Origin of the sequence: Sedimentibacter sp. MB31-C6 (assembly GCF_035934735.1) — a bacterium.
Taxonomy (GTDB): Bacteria; Bacillota; Clostridia; order Tissierellales; family Sedimentibacteraceae; genus Sedimentibacter.
Window position 1 is genome coordinate 1,972,319 of the sequence record NZ_CP142396.1, and the last position, 13,017, is coordinate 1,985,335.

Genomic DNA, 13,017 nt, shown 5'->3' on the forward strand with positions numbered 1-13,017 from the left:
GTTATAGAAGATAGTTATGAAGATGATTTAAAATTAATAATATAATTGTTATCAAAATAAGGTTAAAAGGAGTAATAAATGAGAATTGGTGAATTTGCCAAAAAACATGGTGTTACCCAAGATGCGATTAGACATTATTTAGATATGGGATTACTTGTTGCAGAGAAAAGTGGAGGTCAGTATAGATTTAACGAAGCTGACAGTAAAGATCTTGATAGTATTATAGACCTAAAGAAATTAGATTTTACTTTAAATGAAATTCAGAAGATTCTTTCAATTCAAAGATTAAGTGGCACCAATACAGATGTATATCGTAATCAATACTTGACATTTTTAGAAGAAAAAAAGAAAGAAATAGAAAATGAAATTTCAAGGTATGATAAAGTTAGTTTATATTTAAAAGATAAAATACATAAAATTAAAAATGAAGAATTAAATGATAGACAAAATTTAGGATTTCCTTTAACTTCATTACATATTTTGGAATGTCCAATTTGTCATCTCACCATTGATTTGTCAGATGGAATTATAGAAAAAAATATGATTATTGAAGCAAATATTCAGTGCGAATGTGGTTATAAAGGAATTGTTAGAAATGGAATTTACATAGATGAAACTTGTGTTCGTACAAAAATGTTAAATGGCAATAAGATGCCTTCTAAAGAAGAATATTTAGATAGCTCTTCTCATAGATATATTAATTTTCTTTATAAGGGAATAGCTTCATTAATTGAATATATTAAAAAATATGGACAAGAACCTAAATATATAATAGAACTTGACAATTGTGTTGGCTTTTTTCTATTGCAGTATATAGAAACACTTCCTAAAGATACAGTATATATATTAATTGATTATGATTTAAATAGAATAACACAATTAAAAAAGAATTTAGAATTATATTATAATCATAATAATTTCATATTTTTATGTTGTGATTATCATAGATTACCTATAAAAAAACAATCTATCGACGTTGCTGTTGATTTTTGGATGACAAAAACATATGCTATGGGAACTGGTAAATTATTGGTAGATAAAGTATTCCCATTAATGAAGTATAATGGACTTTATACTGCAGCATATCCGTACTTTGAAAGAGATACAAAAGATAATATTAAGGTTTCAGAGGAGATGAAGGATTATTTAAATAAGAATATAATTTTGGATAAATTTAAGAAATCAGGTATTTCTATAATGGATACAATAGATATTGGTCCTGTTATTGAGGACAATCCATTTAATATTGACACTAAAGGTGCTAGTATTTATCAAGGAATTTTAGTTGGCAAAAAAACCTCGGGTTAGCACGAGGTTTTTATTTTTTTTATAGATAATTTTTAATAATTAGAACTTGACATTGCTTTAGCCCCAAAGATTAAAATATAATAAAGTGTTAGTGAATTAACAAACAATAGAAATTAATGGTTAAAATGCTGCACTTTAATAATTTAAGGGGAGAGTTAAAATGAAATCTATTAAGATATTATTAAGTTTATTGTTGTGTTTTGGTTTAATATTCGGGTTAGTCGCATGCACTCAACCAGCTGGAAACGAATCAGAATCAAATGATTCAGATTCTATATATAAGGCGGGTACTTATACATCAACAGCTACAGGAAATAATGGTGATATAAGTGTCGAAGTAGTATTTGATAATACTTCAATAAAGTCTGTTAAAGTTTTAGAACATAGTGAAACTGCAGGACTAAGTGATGCACCTATTGAACGTATACCACAAGAAGTTGTTGAAGGTCAAACTTTAGTAGTAGATGCTGTAACTGGAGCTACAAATACTTCTAATGCAATTCTTGTAGCTATAGAAGATTGTGTTAATCAAGCTGGTGGAAATGTAGAGGCTCTTAAAGCAAAAGCAAGTTCTGACGAAGCGGATAAAACGGTAACTGAATTAAACACTGATGTAGTTATTGTAGGTGCTGGTGGAACTGGTTTAGCTGCTGCCTACTCAGCTCATGAAAATAATGCAAATGTTATAGTATTAGAAAAACTTGCATCTATAGGAGGCTCTACGGGATTGTCAGGTGGTGGAATTTCAGCAAACGATACAAGGTTCCAAAGAGAAGAAGGAATAGAGGATTCAAAAGAGTCATGGATGGATCTTTGGAAAGAGCGCCAAGCAACGAGTAATCCTGACAGTATATATCCAGACTATGATTTCGTAGATAAGTTTATGGATGAAGCAGTTATAACAACAGAATGGTTAGTAGATAATGTAGGTCACGAATATGGTAGTGTGGAAGGTTTTGGACTTGATCCAGTAAGAAGAATTCACTTCCCGAAACGTGATGGAGATGTACAGGGTGGTTCACTTTTAATTCAGAATATAGAAAAATCCGTTCTTGGTGAAGGAATAGAAATTTTAACTGAAACACCAGCAACAGAATTGTTAACTAATGAAGACGGTGATGTAGTAGGTGTTGTAGCAGAAGGAAAAGATGGTAAGTTAATTATAAATGCAGAAAAAGTAATTTTAGCTGCAGGTGGATATGCTAAAAATGATGAACTTCTAGAAAGATTTATACCAGAGTTGGCAGGTTCAGCTGAATTAAGTGCAGCAACTCCAGGCTCAACAGGTGATGGGATTTTAATGGCAGAAAAGGTCGGAGCAGCATTATATGAAGACCCTTGGGTTATAGGTTTAGGTGTTGCTAGCAAAATTAACGGCACAAGCTCGTTAGGTATGGATTGGACTAAAATGTATGTAAATGGAGATGGTGAGCGTTTCGCAAATGAACAAATGCATTATGCAATTGCAACAAACAAAATTGTTGAGCAAGATATTACATGGGCAATTCTGGATTCAAATGATGTAAATGTAAGCCTTATAGAATCTCTAGAAGCAGCTATGCCTACTGAAGAAGCAGTAAAGGCAGATACATTTGAAGCATTAGCAGAAGCTATGGGCGTTAATGTCGATACATTTGTAGAAAATATGAACTCATATAATGAAGGAACTAAAACAGATAATGATGAAATGGGCAAGGAAAAGGAGTATTTAGTAGCTGTAGAAAAAGCTCCATACTATGCAGTTAAACTTTATCCTAAGACTATGGGTACATTTGCAGGAGTAAAAACTGATGAAAATTTCCAAGTATTGCGTGAAGATAACTCAGTTATAAAGAATTTGTATGCTGGTGGAGAATGCGCAAACAAAGTAATGTATAATCAAGTTTATATGTCTGGAAGCGCAGTACAATTTGCACTCACAAGTGGACGTATAGCAGGTGAACATGCTGCACAAAATTTAAAATAATTAGATTGTTAGTAATATTATTAAAAATGTAAAATCTATGTATATAAAATAAAGTTGAAACGACTGATTTTTTAAAATTGGTCGTTTTTACATATGTTACGGACAATATAGGTTATAACGAATATTATATATTAAAAAATATTTGGAGTGAGTTATATGTTTTCGTATATTAAAAATATGTTTACTGTATATGAGGAAGGTAATTTTATACCCATTACCATAGTAATCTTATGTATCATTGGTGTTTTTCTATATAAATCTTCTTTTTTTCTAAAAATAGTAGATTGGATGAAAAAAAGTAGTAAAAAGTCTATAAATAGCAATTATTATGATGTAATCGATTATGATTCTCTTAATGAATTGACAGAAACAGCAGGTTATTGTTACGATATAAATCAAGATATTTTCTATTCGCATATAAATGCTTGGCAAAGAGAAATGGGCTATTGTCGCCTTTATGATGAAGCTACTGCTCCACTTAATATGATTATAGATTGTGAGCCTATTTACTTTGAGTACGATAATAAAAGATGGCTCATAGAGTTTTGGAAAGGCCAATATGGAATGACTACAGGCTGTGAAATCGGAGTTTACTCAACAACTGGCCCTGATTTAGACACAATCTTTTTTAATGGTACTTTCTACGATAGTGTAAGTGATGATGATTTATTAAGAATGGCTTGTATACTAAGAAAGAATGGTAAGCGAATGTTTAAACGAAAGGATACTCATTGGTGGTTAACAGGTTTTAAATTAGGTGAATTTTCTCAACCTTGGGAATTGACAATGGACTTGAAAATTACCTTAAAGAATAAAATAATGCGCAATGAATTTATTAAAGGATTAAAAAATGCAGGTTATTTAGATGAAGAAATATTTGTAATGGGGAATTCAGTTAAATTAAGATTTGATAAGCCTCGTACAAAGCAACCTTATAGTAGAAATGCTTTTATTGAACATGTTGCTCAAAAACAAAATAAAGAATTGTGCGAAGAATATCAGTATATAACGTATGGCTATAATAATGTATTAGACAAAATATATGCTATTCAAAGATATGATCCTAATATGTTGGTAAAACTTTTAATGATTGGTAAAAGCGAATCAATATTTGAGGATTATTGGAAAATTAAAAAATATCTATAAAAAGTATAATAAAAAGGGTAGTATAAAAATTCTACCCTTAAAATTTTGGATATTATATCATAACAATAGGTTTAATTAAATCTTTTGGTTTATTTTTCATAAGTAATAATGCTTCTTCCATTTTGTCAAAACCATTAAATTTATGAGTAAGAAGTTTACTGGTATCAAGTCTTCCTGTTTGCATTAATGTGGCAAGTTTTTCCATACGAAGTCGACCACCTGGCATTAAACCACCTGCTATTATTTTATGACCCATACCGCAACCCCATTCAGCTCTTGGTATCTTTATATAATCGCCAGAACCTAAGTAGTTAACATTTCCTATTCTTCCACCTGGTTTTAAAATTGTAATTGCTTGAATAAACGTATCAACATTTCCACCTGCAACAACTACTTTATCAACACCTTTTCCATGAGTTTTTTCCATGATTTGCTCAACAATGTCACCTTCACGATAGTTAATAATATCTGTTGCACCATATTCTTTTGCAATTTCTACACATTTTGGACGAGAACCTACAGCATACAAATTAGATGCACCACGAAGAGCAGCCCCTGCAACAGCCATTAAGCCTACAGGTCCAATACCTATTACGCATACGTTATCACCGAATTGTATATCAGCCAATTCAACTCCATGAAAACCTGTTGGAACCATATCACTTAACATAACTGCATCTGCTGGATTAATATTATCAGGTAAAATTGCAAGATTACCATCTGCATCATTTACATGAAAATATTCACCGAAAACTCCATCTTTGAAATTGGAAAATTTCCAACCTGCAAGCATTCCACCTGAATGCATTGAATACCCAGATTGAGATTCAAGTGCGTTCCAATCTGGTGTGATTGCTGGAACTATAACCTTATCTCCAACTTTAAAGTCCTTAACAAGGGAACCAACTTCAACAACTTCACCAACACCTTCGTGTCCAAGTATCATGTCACTACGTTCACCGATAGCGCCTTCCCATACAGTATGTACATCAGAAGTACATGGAGAAACAGCAATAGGTTTAACGATTGCATCAAGGGGACCGCATTGAGGATAATCCTTATCAATCCAACCTGTTTTACCAATTCCTAACATTGCAAAGCCTTTCATATTTAAACCTCCTATAAAATTTATTATATAAATTTATTAATTAGCGATTGTTATAGAAGTCCTTAATGCACTAATTAATATTTATCAATAAAATGATAATTTATTGTCAATTATAGTTTACTTCTTTGCTCGTCCATTGTCAAGAATATGATAAATTTCATTTATTTGGTATATTCTACATGTTAAAATTTTGAAATAAACATAATAATTATTATTAATAAACACTTAAATACAAAGTGATAAGATGTTCCCCATTTATATTTTCAGAATAATCTATTATAAAGGTTTATATTGGAAGTGTATATATGGATGTGTTAAATCGAATTAATAATATATTTTTTTCCTCAAAAGAAATAGTATTTGACAACTCATCTAAGTTTATTTTGATGAGTGATTGTCATAGAGGTACTGGAGGGTGGGAAGATAATTTTTCAAATAACCAAAACATTTATTTTGCAGCATTAAATTACTACTATAAAGAAAATTATACTTATATTGAATTAGGTGATGGTGATGAACTATGGGAGAATTCTGATATTACAGATATTATACAAGAGCATAGTGATATTTTTTGGTTGCTGAGAAAGTTTTACAAAGAAAAAAGATTATACTTTATTTATGGAAATCATGATATGTTAAAGAAAAACACTAAATTTATTGAAAAAAAATTAACATATTATTTCTATGAACGTAATAACAAATATTATTTGCTATTTAATGATGTAAAAATTCATGAGGGTATAGTATTAAAACATAAAGAAACTGGAAATAAGATTTTATTAATACATGGTCATCAAGTAGATTGTCTTAATTATAAATTATGGAGATTAGCGAGATTATTAGTTAGATATTTTTGGAAGCCTTTAGAGACATTTGGAGTAAAAGATGTAACTAGAACGGCTAAAAACTACAAGAAAAAATATTTAGTAGCAAAAAAGCTTACAGAATGGGTTATAAGAGAGAACCATATGTTAATTGCAGGACACAACCATAGACCATTTTTTCCTGAAATAGGGGAACCTCCATATTTTAATGATGGTAGTTGTGTTCATCCTAGATGTATTACTGGAATTGAAATATCAGATGGATCGATATGCCTTATTAAATGGAGTATTAAAACTAATAAAAAGAATAACTTAATAATATCAAAAGATATATTAGCAGGACCAAGACGAATAAAGGATTATTTTAATAAATCAGTACAATTTTAATTACAAAAAAAGGGTTATATTGAATTTAATCTATAAATATGTTCATACTAAACTATAGATATTTTTAAGAAATAACAGGAGGAATATATGTCTGGAAATATTTTAGAGAAGCCTGAAGGTCGTGTAAGTTATCATGATTCAGTTGAAGAAATGTTAATTAGAATTAGAGATGATGGACTTTCAAGCGTTTTTTCAAGATGGAGTGAACAGGAAAAGATACGTTGCAACTTTTGTCTTCAAGGAGTAAGCTGTCAGTTGTGTACACAAGGTCCCTGTAGATTAAGTGATAAAGCTGGAGCGGAAAAAGGAGTTTGTGGTATTGGAGCTGATGCAATGGCAATGCGTAATTTTCTAATGAGAAATATTATGGGTGCTGCTACTTATGCTCATCATGCCTTTGAAGCTTTTAGAACATTAAAAGCTACTGGGGAAGGTAATACACCTTTTAGAATTACAGATACTGAGAAATTGAAATGGATGTGTGAAAAAACCGGTATCAATACTAATCAAGATACAAATAAAATGGCAATACAATTAGCTGAACTTTTAGATAATGAAATGAAAATTAATCCTGATCAAAGTAGTATTATGGTTGAGGTTTTTGCTCCAAAAAAAAGAAAACCCCTTTGGAAAGATTTACACATTTACCCTTCTGGAGTTCAGCATGAAGTTGAGAATAGTATTGCTAGTTGTTTAACTAATGTAGATGGGGATTATGTATCATTAGCTAAAAAGGCATTGCGTTTAGGATTATCAACAATTTATACCGCGCAAATTGGATTAGAGATGACACAGGATATTTTATTTGGCACACCTATGCCCCATGAAGTTGATGTTGATTTGGGAATAATGGATCCTGATTATGTGAACATTGCATTTAATGGTCATCAGCCATGGATAGGTGTTGCTACATTGCAAAAAGCAAAAAAACAAGAGTATCAAGAAATGGCAAAAAAGGCTGGGGCAAAAGGAATTCATATTGTAGGCTCAATAGAAACTGGTCAGGAAATGCTGCAAAGGTTTGAAGTTGATGATGTTTTTGTTGGTCTTATGGGAAATTGGTTAGCTATTGAACCATTTCTAGCTACAGGAACAGTAGACGCTCTGGTCATGGAGGAAAATTGTTCTCCACCGGCTATAGACCAATATGCAGAAACATATCAAGTTGCCCTTGTTAGTGTAAGTACAATAATAGGCGTGCCAGGCACTGAACATGAAATGCCATATTATCCTGGTAAAGCTGATGAAATGGCAGAAAGTTGTATTAACATAGCAATAGAGAACTTTAAAAAAAGACATGGTAAAATAGAATCTATGGTTCCTAAACATAAGAGAAAAGCTATAGCAGGCTTTTCTACTGAAGCAGTTTTAAAAGCAATCGGAAACGATTTAAATACATTAGTTGATGTTATTGTGAAAGGACAAATAAAAGGAATTGTTGCTTTGGCAAATTGTTCAACTCTAAGAAATGGACCTCAGGACTGGAATACAGTAAATATTACAAAAGAATTAATAAAAAGAGATATCCTTGTAGTAGCAGGTGGATGTGGTAATCATGGTTTAGAAGTTGCTGGACTATGTAATCTCGATGCGATTGAAATGGCAGGAGAAGGACTTAAAGGAGTTTGTAAAGCTTTAGGAATACCTCCGGTTTTAAGTTTTGGCACATGTACTGATACAGGTAGAATATCAATGCTTGTAACAGCTTTAGCGGATCATTTAAATGTGGATATTTCAGATTTACCTATTGCAGTTACTGCCCCCGAATGGATGGAGCAAAAAGCAACGATTGATGGTATATTTGCAGTAGCCTATGGAGCATATACTCATTTGTCTCCTACACCATTTATAACGGGAGCGCCTAATTTAGTAAAACTTCTTACAGAAGATGTTGAAGGGTTAACTGGAGGAAAGGTAGCACTTGGAGATAATCCAGTTGAAGCTGCAATAGATATTGAAAGTCATATAATTAAGAAAAGACAAAAAATGGGATTAAATTAAGTAAATTAGCGTATAACGCTATTATCGTGAATAATAAAAAGCGGCCTAGGCCGCTTTTTATTGTGGTTGATACATTCCTTTACTTTCCATATATTTGAATACTGATTCTCCGTGTTGCTGTTCTTCTTTTTGTATATGATTCAATATGTTACGTACCTGAGGATCTTTGAATTCAAATATGGCAGTGTCATATGCACCAGACACATATTTTTCTGTCATTAAAATATCAGTACAAAGATCTTTGTCTGAATTATTATAATTAGTTGAGCTACTAGTTGAGCTACTTTGTGGCTTGAAACTACTCGAACCTTGCATCTGTTGCATTTGAGGCTGTTGTTGCATTTGAGATTGTTGTTGCTGACTTCCACCTCCTTGCTGATTCATAGAAGGTACTTGACCATTTAGCAATTGATTAATTGTGTTTAGATGTTCTTGTTCTTTTTGTCCATTTTGTTTAAATATACTCTTAAGTTCTTGACAATTTGTTAAACTTGCATAATTAGAATATTTTTGAATACATATTTCTTCGTGAGATTTTTGATCTTCTAATAGCATTCTTTCTTTATTTGTAAAATTCATATTCAACACCTCCGTTACTATTGTTTTCAAAAAAAAAATATATATTCTTAAAATTATTAATTTTTAAATTGCTTTCATATATTTGTTTAAGTTGATTTATATAAAAAATAGTATTATCATAGTTATAATATAATAGTTTAACATTTAATAAAAGGGGTGACAATATGCGTAATATTAATATAATGTATTTCAGTCCAACAGGAACAACTAAGAAAGTTGTTAATGGTTTAGCTAAGATTTTATCAAATGATAAAGAAACGAATATAAAATATATTAATTTTACTATGCCAGATATAAGGGAAAAATCAATAACCTTTGGTAAAAAGGAAATTTTAATAATAGGAATACCTGTTTATGCTGGTAGGGTTCCAAATATATTGTTGAAATATTTGGATACAATAAAGGGTGATGATACCATAGCAATTCCTATTGTAGTGTATGGAAACAGAAACTATGATGACGCTTTAATTGAATTAAAAAACATTTTAGTTTCAGGGGGATTTACTGTTATAGCTGCGGCAGCCTTTATAGGAGAACATTCTTTTTCTAAAAATTTAGCTAAAGGAAGGCCAGATAATAAGGATATGAATAAGGTATACCATTTTGGTCATAAACTTGCTGAGATTTTACATGATGTACCTTCTAAACATGTTAAGGTTCCAGGGCAGAATCCTATTAGACCGTATTATCAGCCTAAAGATAAAAATGGTCATTCTTTTGATTTTAAGAAAATTACACCGAAAACCAACGAGAATTGTATTGATTGTAAGTTATGCGCCGAAATTTGTCCAGTAGGGTCAATTAATTTTGATAATGTATCAAAATTAATTGGCATATGTATAAAATGTTGTGCCTGTGTAAAAAATTGTCCTACACAAGCAAAGTTCTTCGATGATGAAAATTATATTAAACATAAAATTGAGTTAGAAATAAAATATTCAAATAGAAGAGAGCCTGAATTGTTCTTTTAGAATAAAGTTTAACTATACTTATTGAATTTGGTTAGGTTGACATTTGTGGGAAACATAGGTATAATTAATATAATGTTTTTGAAATGAATTTTCAAATCATGTATTTTAATTTATTTTTTAGTATATAGGTAAGTTTGTTGAATAATAAATGTTTTTATAAGCAAATTAATATTAACAAGTAAATTACAAGTAAATTAATAATATGAGGAGGAATAAATATGGAAACAGGAACAATTAAAGTAACAAAAAGGGCAATAGTTAACAGTAGAGTTAATAAGAAGTTAAGAAAATCAGGATTATTACCAGGTAATATATCAGGAAAAGGTATGGAATCTATATCAGTAACTGTGAATGAATCAGAACTTAGAAAAGGTATTACTAGTCATGGAAAAAATGCAATTTTTAATCTTTCTATAGACGAAGGAAATGATTATACTGTAATGATAAAAGATATTCAAATATCTCCTGTAAAGGGCTCTCCAGTACATGTAGATTTTCAACGAGTTTCAATGACTGAAGAAATCAAAGCTGAAATTGGAATTAAATTTAAAGGTATTGAGAGGATTGAGTCAAAAAGATTGTTGTTAGTTAGACAAATTGATATAATACCAGTAAAGGGTCTTCCGCAGGATATTCCAGATGAAATTGAAGTAGATGTTACTAATATGAATGCTGGTGAAACTGTTTGTATTTCTGATATTGTTTTCCCAGAGGGAATAATACCAGAAATAGATCTTGAACAAGTTGTTGTTTCAGTTAATGAGCCAAAGAGAGCTGATATAGAAACTGAAACAGACGAGGCAAGTGAAGTAGAAAACGAATTATAAAGAAGCGACAACTTCTACAATGTATGGAAGTGTTATTACATATAAAAAGAATTGTTCCTAAAATGGAACTATTCTTTTTTTTGTTGATAACTACCCTGAAAATTATTTTTTAATCTACGAAGTTATATAATGTATAAGTAAAAAATACTAAAATAATTGTTATATGGGGGTAGGTGATAATAATAACTTAATTAGCATAATATAGTAAGTATATAAACTTATAAAAAACAAAACGTTAATATTTATTTAATAATGGAGGGAAATAATGAAAAAGAAAAGTATTTTAAAAATAATTGCTTTAGTGATGGCACTAAGCTTGATGTTGACATCTGCTGTATTTGCAATGCCCCCAGGACAATATAAGAAATTTCTAAGAAACAAACATAATTATAATACAGCTGCTGAATATATGAAGCGATATGAAATAATAAAGGGTTATGGTAACGGTAACTTTGGTTATGTAGATTATGTAAAGCGTGGAGATATTACTGTTATGATAGTTAGAGCTTTTAAATTAAGCACTACGATTGAAGACTTTGAAGAAAGTTTTCCAGATGTAGATATTGACAGTTATTTCTATAATGCAATTTCTGTAGCAAAAAAATTCGGTATTGCAAGAGGAGATGGCAAATTTTTCAACCCTAATAAACATGTTACAGTTGAAGAAGCTATACTATTAATTGAGCGTTCAGCTGCTGTAGCAAATCGAAATGTTACTATATATGATGTTGACTTAAGGGATCTTTTTGATGATGCTGAATTAGATAATTCAGCAACAAGACAGGATATTGCTTTAATGCTATATTATGTTCTTACTGGTGAGGTATATGACGACGAAAATGAAGAAGAAATAAAGTCAGAAGATATAGTTTATGAAGTTGAAGAAAATAACTATATAAATTTTGATTCTGATGATTTTGTTAAAGTGTTTAAAGAAATTAGAAAAGATAAAGGTGAAAGTCTAGAATATGTTAAGTTTGAGCTTCCATCTGTAAGATATGGTAAATTGTATTATGATTATGATGTTGATGAAGATTACAATTCAATGGTTACAGAAAGCACAAGATATTATGCAGATAATAATGATAAAAAGGAAATTTCTGATGTAACATTTGTTCCTAAGTTAAATTACTTTGGTAGTGTAAAAATAGAATATGAAGCGTATACTGATGAAGGTGATTCTTATATTGGGTTAATTATTATTAATGTAGAAGAAGATGAAGATTATTTAAATACTATTAAATACACTACTACAGAAAATACTCCTGTGACATTTGATGAAGATGACTTCGAGGAAATATTTGAAGAAGTAACGGATGAAGATATGGAGTATGTAAAATTTACACTTCCAAGTTATAAAACAGGTACTTTATGGTATGACAATGATAATGATGAAGTAAAAGTTGATAAAAATGAAAAATATGAAGTTGATAAAATAGATGAAATAACTTTTGTTCCATATAAAAATTATTCAGGAACTGTCGTTATAAAATATAAAGCTTATGATGAGGATGATAAAGTATACACTGGTGAGATTAGTATAGAAGTAAAAGACGATTATGTTATCGATACTATTGAATTAAAAACAGATGAAGATAAAGAAATTAGTTTTGATTTTGATTATAAATTAGAAAAATCAGTTGAAGAGGATATTTATGATGATTTTGAATATGTAATATTTGAAATCCCAAAAAGAGAAGATGGTAGAGTATACATTGAATATGATGATGAATATGAATTAGTTGAAGAAGATAAAAAATATAGGCTATATGATATTGATGAATTGACATTTGTTCCTAAAGATGATGGCGTTGTAAATATAGATTATTTAATATTAGATGATGACAAAGAAGAATATGGGGGTACAATTGAAATAACTGTAGAATAATAATTTGATAGT

General features: G+C 30.3%; 10 protein-coding genes. 8 read left to right on the top strand and 2 right to left on the bottom strand.

What is annotated here, in order from left to right; genetic code table 11:
• Positions 1–78: 78 nt before the first annotated feature.
• The 3 genes from U8307_RS09440 to U8307_RS09450 all read left to right on the top strand — a co-directional run bounded on the left by U8307_RS09440 (position 79) and on the right by U8307_RS09450 (position 4,420).
• Positions 79–1,308 (top strand): MerR family transcriptional regulator, encoded by a 1,230-nt coding sequence (locus tag U8307_RS09440; RefSeq protein ID WP_326907295.1) that lies wholly within the window; start codon positions 79–81, stop codon positions 1,306–1,308.
• Positions 1,309–1,468: 160 nt separating this feature from the next.
• Positions 1,469–3,274 (top strand): FAD-dependent oxidoreductase, encoded by a 1,806-nt coding sequence (locus U8307_RS09445; RefSeq protein ID WP_326907296.1) that lies wholly within the window; start codon positions 1,469–1,471, stop codon positions 3,272–3,274.
• A gap of 156 nt (positions 3,275–3,430) precedes the next feature.
• Complete coding sequence (locus U8307_RS09450; RefSeq protein ID WP_326907298.1) at positions 3,431–4,420, top strand: DUF4474 domain-containing protein; 990 nt, start codon at positions 3,431–3,433, stop codon at positions 4,418–4,420.
• A 52-nt stretch (positions 4,421–4,472) separates the two neighbouring features.
• Here the strand turns inward: U8307_RS09450 and U8307_RS09455 are convergent, their stop codons facing one another.
• On the bottom strand, positions 4,473–5,528 hold the full coding sequence (locus U8307_RS09455; protein WP_326907300.1) for an NAD(P)-dependent alcohol dehydrogenase: 1,056 nt from the start codon (positions 5,526–5,528) through the stop codon (positions 4,473–4,475).
• A 305-nt stretch (positions 5,529–5,833) separates the two neighbouring features.
• Here U8307_RS09455 and U8307_RS09460 point away from each other — a divergent pair, with 305 nt between their 5' ends.
• Both U8307_RS09460 and cooS read left to right on the top strand, forming a co-directional pair.
• The gene (locus U8307_RS09460) at positions 5,834–6,739 is read left to right on the top strand and encodes a metallophosphoesterase (RefSeq protein ID WP_326907302.1); all 906 of its coding nucleotides are present in this window, start codon (positions 5,834–5,836) and stop codon (positions 6,737–6,739) included.
• An 87-nt stretch (positions 6,740–6,826) separates the two neighbouring features.
• Entirely contained in the window at positions 6,827–8,740 is a 1,914-nt protein-coding gene (gene cooS, locus U8307_RS09465) for an anaerobic carbon-monoxide dehydrogenase catalytic subunit (protein WP_326907304.1), read from the top strand.
• Between the two features lie 57 nt (positions 8,741–8,797).
• Here the strand turns inward: cooS and U8307_RS09470 are convergent, their stop codons facing one another.
• Positions 8,798–9,319, bottom strand: coding sequence for a spore coat protein (locus U8307_RS09470; RefSeq protein WP_326907305.1), 522 nt, complete (start codon positions 9,317–9,319; stop codon positions 8,798–8,800).
• Positions 9,320–9,483: 164 nt separating this feature from the next.
• On the opposite strand from U8307_RS09470, the gene U8307_RS09475 reads away from it, so the two are divergent.
• The 3 genes from U8307_RS09475 to U8307_RS09485 all read left to right on the top strand — a co-directional run bounded on the left by U8307_RS09475 (position 9,484) and on the right by U8307_RS09485 (position 13,005).
• Positions 9,484–10,290 carry an EFR1 family ferrodoxin gene (locus tag U8307_RS09475; RefSeq protein ID WP_326907307.1) on the top strand — a complete coding sequence of 269 codons (807 nt, stop codon included), beginning with the start codon at positions 9,484–9,486 and terminating at the stop codon, positions 10,288–10,290.
• A 218-nt stretch (positions 10,291–10,508) separates the two neighbouring features.
• Positions 10,509–11,117, top strand: a complete 609-nt coding sequence (locus U8307_RS09480) for a 50S ribosomal protein L25 (RefSeq protein WP_326907309.1) — start codon at positions 10,509–10,511, stop codon at positions 11,115–11,117.
• Between the two features lie 265 nt (positions 11,118–11,382).
• Positions 11,383–13,005: an S-layer homology domain-containing protein gene (locus U8307_RS09485; RefSeq protein WP_326907311.1), complete on the top strand. Its 1,623-nt coding sequence runs from the start codon at positions 11,383–11,385 to the stop codon at positions 13,003–13,005.
• Positions 13,006–13,017: the final 12 nt, after the last annotated feature.

Coding starts and splice junctions, on each gene's coding strand:
- cooS (WP_326907304.1), top strand. CDS start 6,827: ATGTCTGGAAATATTTTAGAGAAGCCTGAAGGTCGTGTAAGTTATCAT.
- U8307_RS09480 (WP_326907309.1), top strand. CDS start 10,509: ATGGAAACAGGAACAATTAAAGTAACAAAAAGGGCAATAGTTAACAGT.
- U8307_RS09470 (WP_326907305.1), bottom strand. CDS start 9,319: ATGAATTTTACAAATAAAGAAAGAATGCTATTAGAAGATCAAAAATCT.
- U8307_RS09440 (WP_326907295.1), top strand. CDS start 79: ATGAGAATTGGTGAATTTGCCAAAAAACATGGTGTTACCCAAGATGCG.
- U8307_RS09475 (WP_326907307.1), top strand. CDS start 9,484: ATGCGTAATATTAATATAATGTATTTCAGTCCAACAGGAACAACTAAG.
- U8307_RS09485 (WP_326907311.1), top strand. CDS start 11,383: ATGAAAAAGAAAAGTATTTTAAAAATAATTGCTTTAGTGATGGCACTA.
- U8307_RS09455 (WP_326907300.1), bottom strand. CDS start 5,528: ATGAAAGGCTTTGCAATGTTAGGAATTGGTAAAACAGGTTGGATTGAT.
- U8307_RS09445 (WP_326907296.1), top strand. CDS start 1,469: ATGAAATCTATTAAGATATTATTAAGTTTATTGTTGTGTTTTGGTTTA.
- U8307_RS09460 (WP_326907302.1), top strand. CDS start 5,834: ATGGATGTGTTAAATCGAATTAATAATATATTTTTTTCCTCAAAAGAA.
- U8307_RS09450 (WP_326907298.1), top strand. CDS start 3,431: ATGTTTTCGTATATTAAAAATATGTTTACTGTATATGAGGAAGGTAAT.